The 22304-nt window shown below is 60.4% G+C and carries 20 protein-coding genes; 6 read left to right on the top strand and 14 right to left on the bottom strand.

Going from position 1 to position 22304, the window contains the following annotated elements:
* Positions 1-131: 131 nt before the first annotated feature.
* The 9 genes from ACWIKB_RS31295 to ACWIKB_RS31255 all read right to left on the bottom strand — a co-directional run bounded on the left by ACWIKB_RS31295 (position 132) and on the right by ACWIKB_RS31255 (position 8331).
* A complete protein-coding gene (locus tag ACWIKB_RS31295; protein ID WP_475271311.1) occupies positions 132-1184 on the bottom strand; it encodes an AI-2E family transporter in 1053 nt (350 codons plus the stop codon).
* Positions 1185-1253: 69 nt separating this feature from the next.
* Positions 1254-2072, bottom strand: a complete 819-nt coding sequence (locus ACWIKB_RS31290; protein WP_475271310.1) for a DUF4892 domain-containing protein — start codon at positions 2070-2072, stop codon at positions 1254-1256.
* 115 nt (positions 2073-2187) lie between these two features.
* Positions 2188-3042, bottom strand: coding sequence for an alpha/beta hydrolase (locus ACWIKB_RS31285; RefSeq protein WP_475271309.1), 855 nt, complete (start codon positions 3040-3042; stop codon positions 2188-2190).
* Complete coding sequence (locus ACWIKB_RS31280) at positions 3039-3845, bottom strand: alpha/beta fold hydrolase (protein ID WP_475271308.1); 807 nt, start codon at positions 3843-3845, stop codon at positions 3039-3041. The genes ACWIKB_RS31285 and ACWIKB_RS31280 overlap by 4 nt, the downstream gene beginning before the upstream one ends.
* Before the next feature lie 312 nt (positions 3846-4157).
* The gene (locus tag ACWIKB_RS31275; protein ID WP_163912969.1) at positions 4158-4601 is read right to left on the bottom strand and encodes a hotdog fold thioesterase; all 444 of its coding nucleotides are present in this window, start codon (positions 4599-4601) and stop codon (positions 4158-4160) included.
* Between the two features lie 32 nt (positions 4602-4633).
* The gene (locus ACWIKB_RS31270; protein ID WP_475271307.1) at positions 4634-6301 is read right to left on the bottom strand and encodes an AMP-binding protein; all 1668 of its coding nucleotides are present in this window, start codon (positions 6299-6301) and stop codon (positions 4634-4636) included.
* Positions 6302-6478: 177 nt separating this feature from the next.
* Complete coding sequence (gene sixA, locus ACWIKB_RS31265) at positions 6479-6931, bottom strand: phosphohistidine phosphatase SixA (RefSeq protein WP_475271306.1); 453 nt, start codon at positions 6929-6931, stop codon at positions 6479-6481.
* Positions 6928-7275, bottom strand: a complete 348-nt coding sequence (locus ACWIKB_RS31260) for a DUF4389 domain-containing protein (RefSeq protein WP_403026942.1) — start codon at positions 7273-7275, stop codon at positions 6928-6930. Before ACWIKB_RS31260 ends, sixA begins: the two co-directional genes overlap by 4 nt.
* A 30-nt stretch (positions 7276-7305) precedes the next feature.
* On the bottom strand, positions 7306-8331 hold the full coding sequence (locus ACWIKB_RS31255; protein ID WP_475271305.1) for an NAD(P)H-dependent glycerol-3-phosphate dehydrogenase: 1026 nt from the start codon (positions 8329-8331) through the stop codon (positions 7306-7308).
* A 196-nt stretch (positions 8332-8527) separates the two neighbouring features.
* On the opposite strand from ACWIKB_RS31255, the gene ACWIKB_RS31250 reads away from it, so the two are divergent.
* The 6 genes from ACWIKB_RS31250 (at position 8528) to ACWIKB_RS31225 (ending at position 16049) form a co-directional block, all read left to right on the top strand.
* Positions 8528-10651, top strand: coding sequence for a TonB-dependent receptor plug domain-containing protein (locus tag ACWIKB_RS31250; protein ID WP_475271304.1), 2124 nt, complete (start codon positions 8528-8530; stop codon positions 10649-10651).
* The gene (locus ACWIKB_RS31245) at positions 10652-11578 is read left to right on the top strand and encodes an ABC transporter substrate-binding protein (RefSeq protein ID WP_475271303.1); all 927 of its coding nucleotides are present in this window, start codon (positions 10652-10654) and stop codon (positions 11576-11578) included. It abuts the gene before it with no gap.
* Positions 11575-13479, top strand: coding sequence for an ATP-binding protein (locus ACWIKB_RS31240; protein WP_475271302.1), 1905 nt, complete (start codon positions 11575-11577; stop codon positions 13477-13479). Before ACWIKB_RS31245 ends, ACWIKB_RS31240 begins: the two co-directional genes overlap by 4 nt.
* Before the next feature lie 248 nt (positions 13480-13727).
* On the top strand, positions 13728-14243 hold the full coding sequence (gene fabA / locus ACWIKB_RS31235) for a 3-hydroxyacyl-[acyl-carrier-protein] dehydratase FabA (RefSeq protein ID WP_042560484.1): 516 nt from the start codon (positions 13728-13730) through the stop codon (positions 14241-14243).
* A gap of 11 nt (positions 14244-14254) precedes the next feature.
* A complete protein-coding gene (gene fabB / locus ACWIKB_RS31230) occupies positions 14255-15475 on the top strand; it encodes a beta-ketoacyl-ACP synthase I (protein ID WP_054054895.1) in 1221 nt (406 codons plus the stop codon).
* 379 nt (positions 15476-15854) lie between these two features.
* The gene (locus ACWIKB_RS31225) at positions 15855-16049 is read left to right on the top strand and encodes a hypothetical protein (RefSeq protein ID WP_403026923.1); all 195 of its coding nucleotides are present in this window, start codon (positions 15855-15857) and stop codon (positions 16047-16049) included.
* Between the two features lie 78 nt (positions 16050-16127).
* Here ACWIKB_RS31225 and ACWIKB_RS31220 read toward each other — a convergent pair whose 3' ends face one another.
* The 5 genes from ACWIKB_RS31220 to cysM all read right to left on the bottom strand — a co-directional run bounded on the left by ACWIKB_RS31220 (position 16128) and on the right by cysM (position 22287).
* On the bottom strand, positions 16128-16670 hold the full coding sequence (locus ACWIKB_RS31220) for a DUF2058 domain-containing protein (protein WP_475271301.1): 543 nt from the start codon (positions 16668-16670) through the stop codon (positions 16128-16130).
* Between the two features lie 28 nt (positions 16671-16698).
* A complete protein-coding gene (gene mazG, locus ACWIKB_RS31215) occupies positions 16699-17532 on the bottom strand; it encodes a nucleoside triphosphate pyrophosphohydrolase (protein WP_475271300.1) in 834 nt (277 codons plus the stop codon).
* A 131-nt stretch (positions 17533-17663) separates the two neighbouring features.
* Positions 17664-19907: a GTP diphosphokinase gene (gene relA / locus ACWIKB_RS31210; protein ID WP_463258199.1), complete on the bottom strand. Its 2244-nt coding sequence runs from the start codon at positions 19905-19907 to the stop codon at positions 17664-17666.
* A gap of 125 nt (positions 19908-20032) precedes the next feature.
* Positions 20033-21385: a 23S rRNA (uracil(1939)-C(5))-methyltransferase RlmD gene (rlmD, locus tag ACWIKB_RS31205; protein WP_475271299.1), complete on the bottom strand. Its 1353-nt coding sequence runs from the start codon at positions 21383-21385 to the stop codon at positions 20033-20035.
* Positions 21385-22287 carry a cysteine synthase CysM gene (gene cysM / locus ACWIKB_RS31200; RefSeq protein WP_042932649.1) on the bottom strand — a complete coding sequence of 301 codons (903 nt, stop codon included), beginning with the start codon at positions 22285-22287 and terminating at the stop codon, positions 21385-21387. The genes rlmD and cysM overlap by 1 nt, the downstream gene beginning before the upstream one ends.
* Between the last annotated feature and the right edge of the window lie 17 nt (positions 22288-22304).

Below are 22304 nucleotides of genomic sequence, written 5' to 3'. Positions count from 1 at the left end.
CAAACAGATCATCTGCGCCGCCATGCGCAAGCTGCTGCACTACGTTTACGCAGTGCTCAAATCGGGCCAGCCATATGACCCGGAATTTGCGCTTGCTCGGTGAGATTCAAGACGGTATCTACAAAAGCAAATCAGCGGCGATCTTCAACCCGCGCCTGGCTCTTGCTCCAGTCAGTCAACAAGCTGTACGCCACCGCCAACAACGTCGGCCCGATGAACAAGCCGATAAACCCGAACGCAATCAACCCGCCAAACACCCCCAGCAGCACGATCACCAGCGGCAAATTCCCGCCGCGGCTGATCAAATAGGGCTTCAGCACGTTGTCCACGCCGCTGATGATGAACGTGCCCCAGATCCCGAGGAACACCGCCATCCCGTACTCGCCCTTCCAGGCCAGCCAGGCCGTGGCCGGAATCCAGATCAGCGGCGGGCCCATCGGAATCAGGCTCAACAGGAATGTCACGATCCCGAGCACCAACGCGCCTGGAACCCCGGCAATCAGGAAGCCGATCAGCGCCAGGATCGCCTGGGCCGCCGCTGTACCGATCACCCCGTTCACCACCCGTTGCACCGTACCGGCGACCAGTTCGATGTAATACCCGGCGCGGTCACCGATCAGACGTGAAAGCAAGCTATGGACAAACGCCGCCAGGCGCGGCCCGTCCCGGTAGAAAAAGAACACAAAGACAATGCTCAGCGTCAGTTCGAGAATACCGCCGCCGATCTGCGCACTGCGCGCCAGCAACCAGTTACCGACTTGCCCCAGATAAGGTTTGACCGCCAGCATCATCGCCGCGCCCTGCTCGTCGATGCTGTTCCAGATCCCCACCAACCGCTCACCGACCAATGGAATGGTGCCCAGCCAGGCCGGTGCTTCGGGCAGGCCATCGACCTGTACATCCTTGATGAACACCGTGGCATCACGCACGTGGTCCGCCAGGTTGAACCCCAGCCACACCAATGGCACCGCCACCAGCAACATCCAGCCCAGGGTCAGCAAAGCGGCGGCAAGGGATTCACGGCCATTGAGCCAACGGGTCAGCAAGCGCATCAGCGGCCAACTGGCAAACGCCAGCACCGCGCCCCAGAACAATGCCGACCAGAACGGCGCCATCACCCAGAAGCTCGCACCAAACAGCACCAGGAGCAGAATCTGCACCAACAGCCGATCGTTATTGATCATCGAAATCTCGAAAAAAGTCAGTCAGCGAAAGAGTAGGCGAACGCGCGGGACGCGTTCGCCAGATGCAGCTTATCGCAACAGTTCAATGTGCAGGCCAGAGCCTTCGACGCTGCCGGTCTCCATCCGCGCCGCACGCACGCCTTGAGCGATCAGCGATTGGCGCCAGGCTTCGGCTTTGTCTCCCGAAACACTGACCCGCAGCGTAGTGTCCAGGTTCAAACCACGAGAAATCAGGCGCAGCCAGGTGTCGTCAGGATCAGCACTGAGTTTCGGGAAATCCAGCTCGCCGGTGCTTTTGAGCTGGCGCAGCAAGGTTGCCGAAGTCGGTAGCAAATCCCCTAATGGCGTAGCAGCTTCAAACTGCTCGACGTGCAGGTAGGCTTTGCGATTACCGCGGGTGATGCTGTAAAGCGCCACCAGCGAGTTGTCCTTGGGTGCCGCCAGACGCAGCAGCAAATACGCCTGCTGATCGTCAGCGCCGTAGAGCTTGGAATTGCCAAAGACTTCGTTGGCCCACAGGCTGCTTTCGCCGCAATCACGGGCCTGGCACCAGAACAGCAGCTCGGCGCCCTGTTTCTGCAAGGCTTCGCGGGCGGCGGTAAAGGCTTCGGTGGAGGAATGTTCTGGCGGCAGCTCGTAGGTCACCGAGGTGGTTTGCCCACGGGCACTGACCTGGCCATCGAAACGCAACTGGCCACTGATCTTGCGGATCGAACCCAACGGATAGACCCGCTCAAGCTCCACGGGAGGGCGATAGTCGACGATCTGCGCATCGGCCAGGCGTGGCACGATCGGCAGGTCCTGGCTGCCCGGAACATCGGCAGCGAACAATATAGGGCTGAAACAACACAACGCCAGCAGGCTGAGTGAACGCTTAGGCAGGCTCATCGGATCAGCATGGCCTGGGCGACCGTGAGGCCATTCGGGGTCGCAGCGGTGTAGAGATCTTTCATGGTTGTCTCCCTTTTCAACCCGCCCAGCCTCGACAGTTGCCCGGCGCAAGTCAAGGAACGGCGAAGAACCGATTGAAACAGGCTGCGACAAGGTCGGCACCGGGTTCATCATTCAGGTGCAAATGATGGCCGCCTGGCAGTTGTTCACGGCTAAAGGGTAGACGCTCCAGCAACTCGGGATGTTTGGCGAGCATGCCGTCAGCCGCCACCACCAGTTGTGTAGGACAGGTGATGCGCTGGACGAAAGCCATGGCTTGTTCTTGTGTAAGACGCAGCGGCGATGGCAGCGTCAGGCGACTGTCGGTGCGCCAGGTGTAACCACCCGGCACCGGCATCAGGCCCCGTTGTGCCAACAGTTCGGCAGCTTCGCGACTGACCGCCACCAGGCCTTTCATCCGCGCTTCGATGGCCCGGTCCAGCGTGTTGTACACCGGTTTGCGTTTCTCCCGCAGATCCAGCTGCGCTTGCAGGGCCATGCCCATGCGCTCGGCCGCATTTTCGCCTTTGTCCGTAGGAGGAATCACACCGTCGATCAAGGCCAGATGCGTGACCCGCTCCGGCATCGACCCGGCGATGATCAACGAAGCAATCGCGCCCATGGAATGGCCCAGCAGCGCAAACTTCTTCAGCCCAAGCTGTTCGGCGACTTGCAGCACGTCGTGGGCGTAATCCCACATCGCGTAGCCGGCACCGATCGGCCGATGCCCGGAGTGACCGTGACCAGCCATGTCCAGGGCGATGATGCGCAAGCCTTTGAGCTTGGGCGCCAACCGGGCAAAGCTGTTGGCGTTGTCCAGCCAGCCGTGCAAGGCGATCACCGGCAAACCATCTTCGAGACCAAACAGGTGCGCTGCCAGCTCGATGTGCGGCAGGCTCAGGCGGACTTCTTCGACGACGCTGCTCATGCGCAATCCTGCTGGCGGCGACCTTCCCAGCGGTTGAACAGGTTCTTCAACAGCGTGGCAGTGTCTTGCGGACGTTCGAGGGGAAACATGTGGCCGCCGGGCATGGTCAGGGATTCGCCCAACGGCATGCGCCCGACGGAACTGGCGTGATGGCGCATGACCACACGGCTGTTGTTCCCGCGCACCACCGCCAGCGGCACTTTCAATTGCCGGGCACGACCGGGACTGGTGTGCGGCACGCCGCGATAGATGCTGATTTCCGTGGCCGGATCGAAGCGCAGGCGCAGTTTGTCGCCAACCTTGTGCAAACCGTGTTGCAAGTAGGCGTCAAAGCATTCCGGGTCGAAACCGCGAAACAGGGTTTTGCCGGCGAAATAACGGCGGGCGCTGTCCAGATCAGCGAACTCTTCGCGCCGGCCCAAGGTGCGACCGGCCGGCGTCAGGCGATCGATGAAACCGAAGCGCTTGGCGGCGAGGATCACCCATTGATCGGCGCGGGTCAGCACCGGCGAATCGAGCATGACCACGCCGCGATACAACTCGGGGCAACGCAGGGCGGCGTGCAGGTGCAACACGCCGCCAAAGGAATGGCCGACGCCCCAGACCGGCTCCGGTTGGCGCTTGAGGTGATGGATAAGCTCGTCCACCAGGTTGCGCCAGTTGTCGTCGGCCGGGAAACGCGGGTCATGGGCGTGCTGCTCCAGATGCGTCACCTGATATTCAGGCGCCAACGCCGCGAACAACTTGCCGTAGGTCCCCGAAGGAAAGCCATTGGCGTGGGCGAAAAAGATCTGCTGCGACATACCGGTCAATCCATGGGCGAGAAACGTGCGTTGATTGTCCGTAAGACGATGGACTACAGCAATGACTGTAACTGACAGGAAGGGTGACAGTCTGGCCATGGCGATTGGGGGTGCCAGTTAAATTCGCCCCTCACCCTAACCCTCTCCCCAAAGGGGCGAGGGGACTGACCGAGGTGTTCTTGGAGCTGTATCGACCTGAAATATCGAGTTGAGCTCAGGCTCGAAAACACTAGAGATCGGCCCCCTTTCACCCTCTCCCCTCTGGGGAGAGGGTTGGGGTGAGGGGTGGGTTTCATCTGAAGAAACGCACTCTCAACGCGCCGGAGGATTCTCCCCCAACGGCACCACCGCCATGGTCAACCGCGACACGCAACTGGCCTTGCCTTCATCGCTGGTCAAGCGAATATCCCACACGTGCGTGGTGCGGCCGATGTGAATCGCCTTGGCCACCGCCGTCACCCGCCCACTGCGCAAGCCGCGCAAGTGGTTGGCGTTGATTTCCAGGCCCACGCAATAAAACTTGCTAGCGTCGATGCACAGGTAACTGGCCATCGAGCCGACGGTTTCCGCCAGCACCACCGAGGCGCCGCCGTGCAGCAGGCCGTAAGGCTGATGGGTGCGATGGTCGATGACCATGCTCGCGGTCAGGGACTCGTCGTCGAAAGCTTCGAAGCGAATATCCAGCACTTCGCCGATGGTGTTTTTCTGGATGGCATTCAATTGTTCAATGTTGGGAGCGGTACGCCACAGACTCATCGCTGACTTCCTTTATTGATGTTGTTCGTCACTCAATCCTGCCACAGCACTGCTTCGTTGCGCTCGCTCCATTCTTCGAAACGGGCGCCATACGCGGCTTCGATCACGTTGCGCTTGATCTTCAGGGTCGGTGTGAGAAAGCCGTTTTCCACCGCCCAACTGTCCTTGACCACCACCAGCCGGCGCAAGCGCTCGTGTTTATCCAGGGCGCCGTTGACCTCTTCCAGGAGTTTTTCCAGGCTGGCATGCAAGGCGTTACGAGCCGAACTGGCCGCATCCTGCAAACCGACCGCCGACAACACACAAAGCCCCAAAGGCGCACTCAGGCCATCGCCGACCACGCACACTTGTTCGATCCGCGAATGCACCGCCAGACGATTCTCGATGGGGGCCGGTGCCACGTATTTGCCTTTGCTGGTCTTGAAGATTTCCTTCAGGCGCCCGGTCAGGCGCAGGTTGCCTTCGGCATCTTGTTCGCCCTTGTCACCAGTGCGCAGGAAGCCGTCTTCGGTGAGGGTGTCGGTGGTTTTCTCCGGTTCCTTGAAATAGCCGAGCATGGTTGCACCGCTGCGCACCATCACCTCTCCCGACTCATCGATTCGCACCTCGACTTCCGGGCAAGGCTTGCCGATCCAGCCTGGTTTGTCGTCTCCCGGGCGGCCGATGTGCGAGTAACCACAGCTTTCGGTCATGCCGTACACCTCCAGCACGTCCAGCCCCAGTTTGCGGTACCACAGCAACAAGGTCTGCGGCACCGGGGCGGCGCCGGACAAGGCGATGCGCAACGCATCCAGCCCCAACCCGGCAAGGACTTTGTGCCCGACCCGCTTGCCGATGATCGGCAGACCAAGCAGGAAATCCAGGCGCTTTGCCGGGATCTTGCTGTACACGCCCATCTGGAATTTGGTCCAGATTCGCGGCACGCCAAACATCGCCGTCGGCCGGGCGCGCTGCAGATCGGTGAGGAAGGTGTCGAGGCTCTCGGCAAAAAACACGGTTTGCCCGGTATAGATCGAAGCCAATTCGACGAACATCCGCTCGGCGACGTGGCACAGCGGCAGATAGGACAGCAGGCGATCCGACTCGTTGAGGCCGAACAACTGCGTACCACGGGTGGTGGCGAAGCCGAGGTTGCCGAAACTATGCATCACGCCTTTAGGCAGACCGGTAGTGCCGGAGGTGTAGATGATGGTCGCCAACTGCTCGGCGACCGGTTTCGGATCGTCCTGGATCGGCGAGCTCTTTTGCAGGTCGTCCCAGCTGAAATCGAAGGTGCCGGGCGGGTGCAAGGGCAGGCTGATGGTTCGCAGATCGGGACGGACCCCACGGGACATGTTTGGCCAGTCATCGAGTTTGCCGATGAACGCCAACGCGGCTTCGGAGTGCTCAAGCACTTGGGCCACGGATTCGGCGGTGAGGTTGGGGTACAGCGGCACTGACACATGCCCGGCCATCCAGATTGCCAGGTCGGCAATGATCCAGTGTGCGCAGTTTTTCGAGATCAGGGCGATGTGGCTGCCTTGGGGCAGTTCCCGGGCACGCAACCAATGAGCGGTGCAGCGGGCTTGATGGCCGACATCCTCCCAAGTCAGGGTTTCGACCCGACCACCACCCAGCGGCTGGACCAGAAAACGCTGGCGGGGATGACGGGCTTCACGCTCGTAGAACACGTCCAGCGGCAAACGAAAGGCAGCAGACATGCGGCTTGCTCCTGTGTTTTTGGTCTGGGGCAAGCGTAGTCAACCAAGCAATTGCTTGGTTAATTATTTGTGTGCAAATGCGAACCTGTAGGAGCGAAGCTTGCTCGCGAAGGGGCCCTCAAGAATGCCAAAAGCTTCGCGGGCAAGCCTCGCTCCTACAAAAGCAAAAAGCAGTGTTCAGGGATGCTTGATGCCGTTGAGTTTCATCGCCCCCGCCAGCGGCAGGTCGCCTTCCAGCTCGGCTAGGCCGGCGGTTTTTACGGTTTCGGGGTCCTGCACATGACCGTTCTGCAGGTAGCCCAACAAATTGCCCACCAGCGGGTTATGGCTGACCAGCAACGCGTAATCCACCGACACCAACTGCTCCGACACCGCTTGCGGGCTGTAGCCGGGAGTCAGCCATTCGACGGTGCGGATGTCCGGCTGGAAACCCAGCGCTTCACGGACCAGTTGCGCGGTCTGCTGCGCCCGCAGGTAGGGGCTGGCGTAGATGGCCGTGATCGGCTGGCCGATCAACTCGGCGGCACTGCGCAGCACTTCTTCACAACCATGGGCAGTCAGAGCCCGTTCGGAGTCGGGACGCGAGCCATAAGGCTCGGCTTCACCGTGACGTAATACCCAGAGTTTCATAGCTTGGGTTCCTCATCTCGAACCGGATGCGGAGCAGGCGCCACCACGTGCGGTGCTTCACCTTCCGGTGTACGCGGCGTCGGCCAGTCGGCGAACGGCCAAGGCTTCTGGTCGCTGTGAAACGTGCCGAACCGACCGATCTGCGCCAGGAACTGGCTCAGGCTGTCGCCGAAGTTCATCAGGCTGGCGCTCGGGGCGCCATAGATCAAACGATAGATCAACTGCACCAGCACCACCGCGCCGAGGATGAATTGCGCCACTTGCCAGACCAGCAAGAAGACGATCATCCACAACACGCGCAGCAGGATGGATTCGTACTTGGCTTCCACTTTCGGATCGTTCATGTCTCGTTCTCCCTGCCCGTAGAGTAAGTATCAGTTGAAACCGCTGGTGGAGATAAAGTCGACGTCGGTCTTCGGCTCGGCACGCATTAACAGTTCGATCACCTGCTCAAGCGTGCGCCCTTCAAACAAAATCGCGTGCAGCCCGGCGACCAGCGGCATGTACACACCCGCTTCCTGAGACTTGGCCTTGAGCACTTTCAACGTGTTCACACCTTCGGCGACTTCACCCAGGCGCGTCACCGCGTCTTCCAGGCTCAGGCCCTGGCCGAGGGCAAACCCGACTTGGTAGTTGCGGCTTTTCGGCGACGAGCAGGTGACGATCAAGTCGCCGACCCCGGCCAGACCAAGGAACGTCATCGGGTTGGCGCCCTGATTCACCGCAAAACGGGTCATTTCCGCCAACGCCCGGGTGATCAGCATGCTCTTGGTGTTTTCACCCATGCCCAGCGCCACCGCCATGCCGGCGATGATTGCGTAGACGTTTTTCAGCGCCCCGCCCAACTCCACGCCAAAACGATCGGCGCTGGCGTACACGCGAAAGGTGCGACCGTGCAGCGCTTCCTGCACCCGCTGGCACAGTTCTTCGTCTTCACTGGCGACCACTGTGGCGGTCAGCGCGTGTTCGGCGATTTCACGGGCCAGGTTCGGCCCGGACAGTACGCCGATGCGTGCTTGCGGCGCGATCTCCTCAAGAATCTCGCTCATCAGCTTGAAGGTGTGGGCTTCGATGCCTTTGGTCAGGCTCACCAGCAATTTGCCGCTCAAACGCTCAGCGTGAGGCGCCAACACCGAGCGCAACGCGCTGGACGGCAACGCGACGAAGCACAGGTCGCAGGCCTCCAATGTCGCTTGCAGGTCCGTGACGGCTTCGACGCCCGGCAAAATCTTGATGCCTTTGAGGTAACGCGGGTTCTCGCGATTGACCCGGATGGCCTCGGCCTGCTCGGGATCACGCATCCACTGCCGGACTTGATGCCCGTTCTCGGCCAGCAAATTAGCCACGGCGGTACCAAAACTTCCGCCTCCCAGGACCGCAATAGGGCGCTGTTCAGTCATATGCAATCCGTTAATCCATACCAGTGGCGATGCCGGCATTATACGGAGCGGCCCAGTGGCGGCCAGCCCCCGCGTCAATTACCGGCACTTGTAGGAAGAAGACCAACAATTCCTAGGAAAATGCCCGTAACGTGACTGGAAAAGTCACTGAGCTCGGTTAACATGCGCGCCACTTAATCGCTATCAAGGCTGTGTTGTGTCTTTTGGCCCTTCCTCACCTCGCTCGTCGCTGGTCCTGGCGCTGATTTTCAGCCCGGCCTTGCTGGCAGACGACCTGTTTCTGGACAGTGAACCGCTGCCGCAAGTGCTGACGGCCACACGGTTGAAACAATCACCGGCCGCCGTGCCGGGGAGCATGACGGTACTCGACAGCGAACTGATCAACGCCAGCGGCGCCCGGGACATCAGCGAATTGCTGCGTCTGGTGCCGGGGATGATGGTCGGCAACATCAATGGCAATCAGGCGGCGGTGAACTATCACGGCACCAATGCCAGCGAAGCCCGGCGCATGCAGGTGCTGATCGATGGCCGCTCGGTGTACCGCGCAGGCCTGGCTACGGTGGACTGGAGCGATATTCCGGTGGCGATGGAAGACATCGAGCGCATCGAAGTCTTTCGCGGCCCGAATACCGTCAGCTATGGCGCCAACGCGCTGATGGCGGTGGTCAACATCATCACGCGCAACCCGGCGGACAGCCACGGCACCCGGCTGAAAATCACCCAGGGCCAGCGCGGCATTAATGATTTCTACGCCAGCCAGGGCACCGGTTGGGACGGTGGCGATATGCGTTTGTCATTGTCCGGCCAGCAAGACGATGGCTTCGACTCAGACCGCACGGGTGCCGATTATCGCGACAGTCGGCGCCTGGACCGCTTCAACCTCGCTGTCAGCCAGACACTCAACGAAAGCCAAAGCATCGATTGGCAGTTGAATGCAAAGGACGGAACCAACCAGCGGCCCTACACCTACCGCCCGGTGTTCTCAGGGATTACCGCCGCCGGGAACAATTCCGACGTCATTGCCAAGGATTACGCCGGCTCCCTGCGCTGGAATCTGGATATCAATCCCGATCACAGCCTGTATATCCAGGGCTCGGCGCAACATTGGGACCGTCAGCAGACCTGGCGCGCCTGTGATGCAGAAGTGTCGTTCAGCCCGCAACTCACCGACCTGTGGCAACTCAACCCAAACTACGCCGAACGCCTGGCGCGCAACATGGAGCGCTACACGGGCCCCGGCGCACCGGCCGGCACTGCGGCGGAACAGGCGTTGGGCAATCAAGTGCTGGAGCAATGGAAAAACGGCGCCCGGCAAACCCTGTGCGGCGACATCGATCAAAGTGCCCGGGAGTCGCGCTACGACCTCGAATTGCAAGACACCCTGAGCCTGTCCGATAGTCTGCGACTGGTCAGCGGCATGAACTATCGTTACGACCGGGCAGACTCCGAGACCTACTTCAATGGCACGCTCGACGACACCACCTGGCGTACGTTCGGCCAACTCGAGTGGCGCGCCAGCGAGCACTGGCTGCTCCAGGGCGGCGCCATGTTCGAAGACACGCAATTGACCGGCAGCTCGCTGACCCCACGGGTGGCGGTCAATTACCTGATCAACCCGCGCCATGGCTTGCGCGCGGTGTATTCCGAAGCGATCCGCTCGCCGGACATGTTCGAGAATAATGTGAACTGGAGCTACCAGGTGACCAACCTGCGGCCCAGCGCCTATGGCCAGACCAGCGCCCGCTACTTCGTCAAGACCCGTGGTCCCGGCGACCTTGATAAAGAGCGCATGCGTTCCCGGGAACTGGGCTACAACGGCTTCTTCGCCGAGCTGGGTCTGGCGGTGGATGTGAAGCTGTTCTACGACGAAATCACCGGCATGATCAGTGAGCCTTTGCGCAATAACCAGTACATCGCCAGCAACGCCAACGACTCGCGGTTCACCGGGACTGAAACCCAACTGGACTGGCGCGTCAGCAGCGTCGATCGCCTGCGTCTGACCTACGCCTACGTAGACGCCAAGGCCAGCAACCCGCTGGATCAACAGCAGACCGCACGCAACAGCGGCTCTGCCGGTTGGCTGCGCAACTGGGGCCGGGGCTGGAACAGTGCGCTCTTCTACTATGGTGACGACGCCCTCAACGGCTACCGCTTCGAACGGCTCGACACGCGCATCGCCAAACGCATCGGCCTGGGCAAGGCCAACCTGGAACTGGCCGGCGTGCTGCAACAACGCCTCGACAATCAGCCCACCACGTTCGTCGACAACAATTACGACGAACGCCGGGTGCTCTACTTCAGCGCGGAGCTGGCGTTTTAGATGCAGCCTCAGTCACGGAAGACGCCAACCCTTGGCCGCCTGCTGGCCGGGTTGTGCCTGGTCGTCGGCCTGCTGTGCAGTCTGCCGGCCAGTGCCGCGGACATTCTGTTGACCGGCGCGGAAGACAGCCCCGGCGTGCAATCTTTCACCCAGGCCCTGAGCCAGTTGCGCCCCACCGACAGCGTGTGTTTCCAGCCGCTGGCCAGCCTGCCGGCACCGAGCAAGTTGCCTAGCGGCACGCGGCTGATCCTGCTTGATCTGCCGAGCCTCGACTGGCGCCTGCAAGACAGCCAGGGTCCAGCAACACTGGTGCTGCGCATCAGTCGACTGCAAGCACGGCAACGGCTGAACAATCTGCTGCCCTCTCATTTGAGCCTGTTGTGGAGCGATCCGCCCCTGGAGCGGCAATTGCGCCTGACCCGACTGATCCTGCCCCAGGTTCGCCGTGTCGGCGTGCTATATGACCGGCACAGTGAATTCCTCTTGAAAGAGCTACGCCAGGCCGCCCTGCCCCTGGGTCTCGAAATCGTCGCCGAACGCTGGGATAACACCAATGACAGCCGCCCGTTGCAGACACTGCTCAAAAGCAGCGACGTGCTGCTGGGCCTCGACGATCCCGACCTGTACAACCCGAAAACCGCGAAAAACCTGCTGCTCAGCAGCTATGCACGGCAGATGGCGCTGATCGGCCCTAACGCCGGTTTCGTCAAAGCCGGCAGCCTGGCCAGTACCTACAGCGACCAGAGCGACTGGCTGGAGATTCTCGACGATCTGCTCGACCGGCCACCGGCCAGTTGGCCACGCACGCTCTATCCCAGCCACTTCAAAGTCTTAAGCAATCCACAAGTGGCTCGTTCATTAGGTATTGAACAGATGAATGAAGCATCTGTCGCAACACAGTTGGCCGAAGGAGAAAGCCGCCCATGACCTTCCGTCGCCGTTGGGACATCAACACCCGGACCCAAATCATCAGCCTTGGCCCTGCCCTGTTGCTGACCTTGTTGCTGATCAGTTTCTTCACGTTCGTGCGGATCCAGGACCTGCGCCAGGAACTCAACCACACCGGTCAACTGATCGCCAACCAACTGGCGCCGGCCACCGAGTACGGGGTGATTTCCGGCAACAACGACGTGCTCGAAAGTTTGCTCAAGGCCACGTTGGCCACGCCCAACGTTCGGTTCCTCGAAGTACAGGACAACGCCAACCGGATTCTGGTGTACGTCGAGCAACCGTCGGAATCCCACAACCGTTCGCAGCAGGTCGAGGTGTTCCAGGCTCCAGTGCGGTTGCAACGGATCGCGCTGAACAATGACTTCTTCCAGAACACCCGCACCTCGGTCAGCGCGCCAAGCGAGGATTACCTGGGACGGGTGATTGTCGGTCTGTCCAACGACGCCTTCAGCCAGCGCCAGCAAGAAATCCTGTTCAAGGCCGGGATCCTTGCGTTGTTCGCCCTGCTATTTACCTTCCTGCTGGCCCGGCGCCTGGCCGGCAGTCTGTCGCAACCGATCCGCGATATCGGCAACGCGGTCAAGGCGATCCAGAAAGGCGACTACACCACGCCGCTGCCGATCGTCGATGACACCGAGCTGGGGGCGTTGTCGCAACACATCAATAACCTTGCAGAAGGTCTCGAACAGGCCAGCCGCGAACAACATCAAGCGATGTCGCAGCTGATCCAGACCCGCGAGGAGGCGGAAAAGGCCAACAACGCCAAATCCGACTTTCTGGCGATGATGAGCCACGAACTGCGCACGCCCATGAATGGCGTGCTGGGCATGCTGCAATTGCTCGAAACCACCGACATGACCGAGGAGCAGGTCGAATACGCGGCGCTGGCCTCGGAGTCCACCGAACACCTGCTCAAGGTCATCAACGACATCCTCGACTTCTCGCGTATCGAGCGCTCGGAACTGGAACTGGAGCATATTCCGTTCAACCTTGCGGACCTGATCGGCAGCTGCGCCCAGTCTTTCCAGCACAGCGCGGTGCAACGCAAGCTCGACCTCGAGTTGTTGATCCCCGACGACATGCGCGCCTTGCAGGTGCAGGGCGATCCGACGCGAATCCGGCAGATTCTGGTCAACCTGATCGGCAACGCGCTGAAATTCACCGAACAGGGCCGCGTGACCATCGAGCCGCAATGGCAATCCCTGGATCACGAACTGCTGTGGTTCACCTGCACCGTGCGCGACAGCGGCATCGGAATTTCGTCCGAAAGCCTGGAATTGATGTTCAACGCGTTCCAGCAGGCCGACAGTTCCATTTCAAGACGTTACGGCGGCACCGGGCTCGGTTTGCCGATTGCCCGCACCCTGGCCGAGCGCATGGGCGGCACGTTGCGCGCCCAGAGCGAAGAAGGTCGCGGCTCGGTGTTCACCCTCGAAATCCCTCTCGCCCTCTATAAGCAGGCACTGCCGGAACTGGCGCCGCCGCGAGTGCCGACCGGCAATGGCCATGGCGAGGGACGCAATGTGCTGTTGGTGGAGGACAATCCGGTCAACCAGACCGTCATCGAAGCGATGTTGCGCAGTCTGGGCTTTACTGTCAGCGTCGCCAGCGATGGCGCGCAAGCGGTGCGCAGTGCCGAGAGCCTGATATTCGAAGCGATCCTGATGGACTGCCGATTGCCGGTCATCGACGGCTATGAAGCCACCCGACAGATCCGCCAACTGCCCGGCTGCCTGGACCTGCCGATCATTGCCCTGACGGCCAACGCCTTGCAAGGTGACCGCGAAGCCTGCCTGTCGGCGGGCATGAACGATTACCTGGCCAAGCCCTTCAAACGCACTGATCTGCAGCAAATTCTGCAGCGATGGGTGCAGTAGTGCTGTCCTTTCGGCTATCTGCGACTGGCGTGAAAGGCGAAAGTGCGGCAGTCTTAGGCACCCGAACAGGCCCGAAAAGGGGCTTGAATAATAATTTCAGTGCACAAGTGTACATTCATGTCCTTGGTGCTGTGACTTTCACCACAACGCAATAGTCTATGAGTAGGCTGTCGACTCGAGGCATGAACGCTTCGATCGGCCGGGAAGATTCGCCCCACCCTGCCGCACAGGACTATTGAGGAGCTCGCATGACCAAACAAAACGCCTTTACTCGGGAAGACCTGCTGCGCTGCAGTCGCGGTGAGCTGTTCGGCCCAGGTAACGCGCAACTGCCCGCCCCGAACATGCTGATGGTGGATCGCATCACCCATATCAGCGAAGAGGGTGGCAAGTACGGCAAAGGTGAATTGGTCGCAGAGCTGGATATCACTCCGGACCTGTGGTTTTTCGCCTGTCACTTCGAAGGTGATCCGGTGATGCCGGGCTGCCTGGGCCTCGATGCCATGTGGCAACTGGTCGGCTTCTTCCTCGGCTGGCAAGGTTTGCCGGGCCGTGGTCGCGCACTGGGTTCGGGTGAAGTGAAGTTCTTTGGTCAGGTCCTGCCGACCGCCAAGAAAGTTACGTATAACATTCAGATCAAGCGCGTCCTGAAAGGCAAGCTGAACCTCGCTATCGCCGATGGTTCGGTCAGTGTCGACGGCCGCGAAATCTACACCGCCGAAGGCCTCCGGGTCGGCGTGTTCACCTCCACTGAAAACTTCTAAGGGTTATCCGCATGCGCCGCGTCGTTATCACTGGTCTGGGCATCGTTTCGTGCCTGGGCAATGACAAAGAGACCGTCTCCGCTAACCTGCGTGCAAGCCGCCCTGGCATCCGGTTCAACCCGGAATATGCCGAAATGGGTCTGCGTAGCCAGGTTTCCGGCTCCATTGACCTTCCCCTCGAAGAGCTGATCGATCGCAAGATCTATCGCTTCGTCGGCCACGCGGCGGCTTACGCCTACCTGGCCATGAAAGACGCCATCACTGACTCCGGTCTGACCGATGAGCAAGTCTCCAACCCGCGTACCGGCCTGATCGCCGGTTCCGGTGGCGCCTCCACGCTGAACCAGATGGAAGCGCTGGATATCCTGCGCGAGAAAGGCGTGAAGCGCGTTGGCCCATACCGTGTAACGCGGACCATGAGCAGCACCGTTTCCGCTTGCCTGGCCACCCCGTTCAAGATCAAGGGCCTGAACTACTCCATCGCTTCTGCCTGCGCCACCAGTGCTCACTGCATCGGTACCGCCATGGAACAGATCCAGATGGGCAAGCAGGACATCGTGTTCGCTGGTGGTGGTGAAGAAGAACATTGGAGCCAATCGTTCCTGTTCGACGCCATGGGCGCATTGTCCAGCCAGTACAACGAAACCCCGGAAAAGGCTTCCCGTGCCTACGACGCCAAGCGTGACGGTTTCGTCATCGCCGGCGGTGGCGGCATGGTCGTGGTCGAAGAGCTGGAACACGCTCTGGCTCGCGGCGCGAAGATCTACGCGGAAATCGTTGGCTACGGCGCGACGTCCGACGGCTACGACATGGTCGCTCCAAGCGGCGAAGGCGCCATCCGCTGCATGCAGATGGCCATGTCCACCGTTGATACCCCGATCGACTACCTGAACACCCACGGCACCTCGACTCCGGTCGGCGACGTCGCGGAAATGAAAGGTGTGCGTGAAGTGTTCGGCGCCAACGCTCCGGCCATCAGCTCTACCAAGAGCCTGTCGGGTCACTCCCTGGGCGCCGCCGGCGTTCACGAAGCGATCTACTGCATGCTGATGATGGAAGGCAACTTCATGGCGGGTTCCGCCAACATCGACGAACTGGACCCGGAAGTGGCAGACATGCCAATCCTGACCAAGACTCGCGAAGACGCCACTATCAACACCGTGATGAGCAACAGCTTCGGCTTCGGCGGCACCAACGCCACGCTGGTACTGAAGCGCTGGGCGGGTAAGTAATACCCCACCGCTAGCTGCACACAAAAACGCCCCGACTGGTTCGGGGCGTTTTTTTTGTGCCTGGAAAATGTGCACGGCGATGCTTTTTGTAGGAGCCAGGCTTGCCGGCGAAGGCGCCCCTGAGTGCGCCTTCGCCGGCAAGCCTGGCTCCTACAGGTATCGTGTCCAACCAGCAGTTTTGTTCAATACGAACATGAAACTTTTGTCATAAAACTCAGCAGCCTGCGACCGAATGTCGCGTGTTTGGCGGGCTGCAGGACTTTTGCAGATTTCGCAAATATTCGTTACCGAACGAAAGCATTTACTTAGCAACCTAACCAAACATATAACAGAGCCCTGCACACGCCTTGCTGCAGATAACAGAGATTGGAGCTAGCAGATGACTGTAAAAGTAACTGAACGCGACGATTCACATAAATCCCACGAAGGCATCGCCGCCGGTATCCGCATCTGGGACGTACATCAACAAGACATGCTGGTGGGGATGTTCCACTCCGAGACTGACGCCCACAACTACAAGGCCGAACTGGAAACTCTGGAACAGAAACGCGAACAGCGCTCCGTCCAGGCATGAAGCAATAAGCAACTACAGCATTGAAAACGACAAACCCCGCCATGAGCGGGGTTTGTCGTTGTTGCGACCGTTAAAGGCTTACCACATCAAATCATCAGGAATCTGATAGGCCGCGTACGGATCGTCCTCGGCAGCAACTTCTTCCTTCTTGACGTTCAACTGCACGATGCGCTGTGGATCACGCTCCTGAATCTTCAGCGCCGCCTCGCGCGGGATCACTTCGTAACCACCGGCGTGGTGCACGATCGCCAGGAAGCCGTTGCTGAGCTGGTTGCGCATCAGGGTGTTGACGGAGATGCGCTTGACCTTCTTGTCGTCCACAAAGTTGTAGTAGTCCTCGGTGGTCAGCTTGGGCAGACGCGAGACTTCGATCAATTGCTTGACCTGTGCGGCGCGCGCCTTGGCCTCGACCTTTTCCTGCTGCAGGCGGTTCAGCTCCTGGTCGCGTTTGACCTTCTCGGCCAATGCTTCCTGAGCCAGGCGCTGCTGGGTGTCGTCCTGTTCAATCTGGCCTTTATGGACCAGACGTTGCTGCTTCTGTTTGTCTTTGCCGACCTGTTTGGCCTGCTTTTGGTTGACCAGCCCTGCTTTGAGCAACTGGTCGCGAAGGGAAATGCTCATGGTGCTTATTTCTCACTTAGGCAACTGCTCAACCGCAGCTGGGCAAATTCTTTTCCTGACGTTTGGCTTCGCCCCACAGGGCGTCCAACTCTTCGAGGGTGCAATCTTCTATGGGACGGAGGGTGTCGCGCAATGCCTGTTCGATAAAACGGAAGCGTCTTTCGAATTTGCTGTTGGCGCCGCGCAAGGCGGTTTCCGGATCAACCTTCAGATGTCGCGCCAGATTGACCACGGAAAACAGCAGATCACCGACCTCGTCGGCAATCGCTGCCGAGTCGTTATCGGCCATGGCTTCGAGTACTTCATCGAGTTCTTCGCGGACTTTGTCCAGCACCGGCAAGGCATCCGGCCAGTCGAAACCGACCTGCCCGGCGCGCTTCTGCAACTTCGCCGAACGGGACAATGCCGGCAACGCGGCGGGTACGTCATCAAGCAAAGACAATTGTTCGGGCGCGGAAGATTTCTCGGCGCGCTCTTCGGCCTTGATCTCTTCCCAACGCTGCTTGACCTGTTCTTCATTCAGACGCGGGACGTCCAGCGGCGCGTACAGATCGCCGGTGGGGAACACGTGAGGGTGACGGCGGATCAGTTTGCGGGTGATGCTGTCGATGACCCCGGCGAATTCGAAACGCCCTTCTTCCCGGGCCAGTTGGCTGTAATAAACCACCTGGAACAGTAAGTCGCCCAACTCGCCCTGCAAGTGATCGAAGTCACCGCGCTCGATGGCGTCGGCCACTTCGTAGGCTTCTTCGAGGGTGTGCGGGACGATCGTGGCGTAGGTTTGCTTGATGTCCCACGGGCAGCCGAACTGCGGGTCGCGCAGGCGGTTCATCAGGTGCAATAAGTCTTCAAGGCTGTACATCAATTTCTCTCACTGCAAAACCCATTGTGGGAGCGGGCTTGCTCGCGAAAGCAGTGTGTCAGACAACATTGTTGTCGACTGACGCGCCCTCTTCGCGAGCAAGCCCGCTCCCACATTGGATCGGGGGATCATCACGGCGTGCGGTTACGCCGGGTTTCGATGATGTTCGGCAACTGGGAAATCCGTCCCAGCAACCGACCCAACGCATCCAGCCCCGGGATCTCGATGGTCAGGGACATCAACGCGGTGTTGTCCTCTTTGTTCGAGCGGGTGTTGACCGCCAGCACGTTGATCCGCTCATTGAGCAGCACTTGCGAAACGTCACGCAGCAGGCCGGAGCGGTCGTAGGCACGGATGATGATGTCCACCGGATAGGTGAGCACCGGCACCGGTCCCCAGCTGACCTGGATGATCCGTTCCGGCTCGCGCCCGCCCAGTTGCAGCACCGAGGCGCAGTCCTGGCGGTGAATGCTCACACCGCGGCCCTGGGTGATGTAACCGACGATTGCATCTCCCGGCAGCGGCTGGCAGCAGCCGGCCATCTGGGTCATCAGGTTGCCGACGCCCTGGATCTGGATATCGCCGCGCTTACCCGGTTTGTAACCCGTGGCTTTACGTGGGATCAGCTCCAGCTGTTCGTTACCGCGTTCCGGCTCGACCAATTGCTGAGCCAGGTTGACCAGTTGCGCCAGGCGTAAATCGCCGGCACCGAGGGCGGCGAACATGTCCTCGGCGGTTTTCATGTTGGCTTTTTCGGCCAACTTGTCGAAGTCCACCGCTGGCAGGCCAAGACGCGTGAGTTCGCGTTCGAGCAAGGTTTTACCGGCCGCGACGTTCTGGTCGCGTGCCTGCAATTTGAACCAGTGAACGATCTTCGCCCGCGCTCGCGAGGTGGTGACGTAACCCAGGTTCGAGTTCAGCCAGTCGCGGCTCGGAGTACCGTGCTTGCTGGTGATGATCTCGACCTGCTCACCGGTTTGCAGGCTGTAGTTGAGCGGCACGATGCGCCCGTTGATCTTGGCGCCACGGCAGTTGTGACCAATTTCGGTGTGCACGCGGTAGGCGAAGTCCAGCGGCGTCGAGCCTTTCGGCAAGTCGATGGCGTGACCGTCGGGGGTGAAGATGTAAACCCGGTCCGGCTCGATATCGACCCGCAGCTGATCCGCCAGGCCACCGATGTCACCGAGTTCTTCGTGCCACTCGAGGACCTGACGCAGCCAGGAGATTTTCTCTTCGTACTGGTTGGAACCGGCCTTGACGTCGGTGCCCTTGTAGCGCCAGTGCGCGCAAACCCCCAGTTCGGCTTCTTCGTGCATCGCGTGGGTGCGGATCTGCACTTCCAGCACTTTGCCTTCCGGGCCGATCACCGCGGTGTGCAGCGAGCGGTAGCCGTTCTCTTTCGGGTTGGCGATGTAGTCGTCGAATTCTTTCGGGATGTGTCGCCACAAGGTGTGGACGATGCCGAGCGCGGTGTAGCAGTCGCGCATTTCCGGCACCAGCACGCGAACGGCACGCACGTCGTAGATCTGGCTGAATTCCAGACCCTTGCGCTGCATTTTGCGCCAGATCGAATAGATGTGTTTGGCCCGGCCGCTGATGTCGGCATCGACACCGGTGGCGGTCAGTTCATTCTTCAGCTGGTTCATCACGTCGGCGATGAACCGCTCGCGATCCAGACGCCGTTCGTGCAGCAACTTGGCAATCTGCTTGTATTGGTCGGGCTCGAGGTAGCGGAAGGACAAGTCCTCCAGTTCCCACTTGATATGACCGATACCGAGACGGTGAGCCAGCGGCGCGTAAATGTCGAAGACTTCACGGGCGACGCGATTGCGCTTTTCGTCGTCGGCGGTTTTCACCGCACGGATCGCGCAGGTGCGTTCGGCCAGTTTGATCAGCGCGACGCGCACGTCGTCGACCATGGCGACCAGCATCTTGCGCAGGTTTTCCACCTGGCCCTGAGTGCCCAGCACCAAGGATTGACGGGGGCTCAGGCTGGCGCTGATCGCCGCCATGCGCAACACGCCGTCGATGAGTTTGGCGACCACCGGACCGAAGCGCTGGCTGACTGCCGGCAATTCGATCTGGCCTTCGCGCACGCCGCGATACAGGATCGCGGCGACCAACGAGTCCTGATCGAGTTTGAGATCGGCGAGAATCTCGGCGATCTCAAGGCCCGTGCGAAAACTCGAGGTCCCTTCGGACCACAGGTTCTTGGCCGCATTGGCCTGCTGTTCAGACGCACGAGCAAACTCGCACGCTTCCTTCAAGGCTTCGCGATCCAGTGCCTGATCGACAGTGACCGCGTGATCGAGCCAAGCCTCGAGATTGATACTGCCGTCGGTGTTGATCGGCTGGTGTGCTCTCACCTGTACCATCTTGCTTTACCTTCCCTACGACGCAGATTCAATGCGTCAAATCGCTGACCTTCATTGCCCGTGAGCCCGCGCCGGGCTGGTGCGCGGCGGCTGCACGAGCGGCCAGTCGGACCAGACGAGCCGTCCTAGCTCGCTTCAAATAACGCCATGGCCTCGACATGTGCCGTCTGAGGAAACATATCGAGAATCCCGGCACGTTTTAACCGGTAGCCCTGCTTGATCAATTCGACCGTATCGCGCGCCAGAGTTGCAGGGTTGCACGACACATACACCAATCGTTTGGCGCCCAGGGATGCCAGCTTGCGCACCACCTCGAAAGCACCGTCCCGTGGTGGGTCCAAGAGTACCGCACAAAAGCCTTCGCGCGCCCATTCGGCATCGGTCAAAGGCTGGGATAAATCGGCCTGAAAAAACTTCGCGTTATGCAGATTGTTGTTAGCGGCATTCGCGGCAGCCCGCTCGACCATCGCCTGCACACCCTCCACCGCCACCACTTCACGAACGGCTTTAGCCAGCGGCAAGGCAAAATTACCCAAGCCGCAGAACAGATCCAGGACACGTTCATCGGCTTGCGGCTTGAGCCAGTCCAGCGCCTGGGCGACCATCGCTTCGTTGACCCCGGCGTTGACCTGGATGAAATCCCCTGGCCGATACGCCAGGTCCAGATCCCAGGACTCCAGGCGATAACCCAGTGCCTGATCGGCCTCGACCGGTTGCGGCTCGCCGTCGCCATGCAACCACAATTGGGCTTCATGGAACGCACAGAAATCCTTGAGGATCGTCAGGTCGGCTTCGGACAACGGCGCCATGTGCCGCAGCAACACCGCCAGCGACGAACCACTGAACAATTCCACATGCCCGAGTGCCTGGGGTTTGCTCAAACGGCGGAGCATTTCCGGCAAGCGGCTCATGATCGGTTGCAAGGGCTGTACCAGCACCGTGCATTCAGTGATCGCGACAATGTCCTGACTGCCCGCAGCGCGGAAACCGACTTCGAGTTTTTTCGCCTTCATGTCCCAGCGCACCGCCACCCGGGCGCGACGGCGGTAACCGAATTCCGGACCGCTCAACGGCGCTGCCCACTCTTGCGGTTCGACACCGGCGACCTTGGATAATTGCTCGGCGAGCATGCGCTGTTTCAGGGCGAGTTGTTCGGTGTGCGGCAAATGTTGCACGCTGCAGCCGCCACAGCGACCGGCGTGTGGGCACGGTGCCGGGCGACGCAGTTCGCTGGCCTGGAACACTCGTTCAGTGCGCGCCTCGACCACTTTGCCGTGGGCATTGAGCACGCGCGCCTCGATCTCTTCACCGGCCAATGCGCCGATGACGAACCAGGTGCGACCTTCGAAAAACGCGATACCGCGACCGTCATTGGCCAGGCGCTCGATGCTCAAGCGCTGCTTTTTGCCGGTCGGAATTTGCGGGGCCTTGCTGCCGCCCGTGGGTTGGAAGCGCAGGCCTCTCTCTTGCTTGGCCATCAGTTGGGCGCGTCGAAAATGCCGGTCGACAAGTAACGGTCGCCACGGTCGCAGATGATCGCGACGATCACCGCGTTTTCAACTTCCCGGGACAGGCGCAGCATCGCTGCCACCGCTCCACCCGAGGACACGCCACAGAAGATCCCTTCTTCGCGGGCCAGGCGACGTGTCACGTCTTCGGCTTCGCTTTGGGCCATGTCGACGATGCGGTCGACACGATCGGCCTGGTAAATCTTCGGCAGGTATTCCTGCGGCCAGCGACGGATGCCCGGAATCGCCGAGCCTTCCATCGGTTGCAGGCCGATGATCTGCACGTTGTCGTTCTGCTCTTTCAAGTAGCGCGACACGCCCATGATGGTCCCGGTGGTGCCCATCGAACTGACGAAGTGAGTGATGGTGCCCTCGGTCTGACGCCAGATTTCCGGGCCGGTGGTGGTGTAGTGCGCTTCCGGGTTATCCCCGTTGGCGAACTGATCCAGCACCTTGCCACGGCCTTCGGCTTCCATTCGCTGGGCGAGGTCGCGGGCGCCTTCCATGCCTTCCTCCTGGGTGACCAGGATCAGTTCGGCACCATAAGCAGTCATCGCGGCCTTGCGCTCGGCGCTGGAGTTGTCCGGCATGATCAGGATCATCTTGTAACCCTTGATCGCGGCGGCCATAGCCAGCGCAATCCCGGTGTTACCCGACGTCGCTTCAATCAGCGTATCGCCAGCGTGAATCTGCCCACGCAGCTCGGCGCGGGTAATCATCGACAGCGCCGGACGGTCCTTGACGGAACCCGCCGGGTTATTCCCTTCGAGCTTGAGCAAAAGGGTATTGCTGGTGGCGCCAGGCAGGCGCTGCAAACGGACCAGCGGAGTGTTGCCGACGCAATCGGCGATGGTTGGGTACTGCAAGGTCATGGCGTATTCGCAATCCA

It is taken from the genome of Pseudomonas sp. 5Vm1k (assembly GCF_056161485.1).
This window is presented reverse-complemented; position numbering and strand designations above follow the sequence as displayed.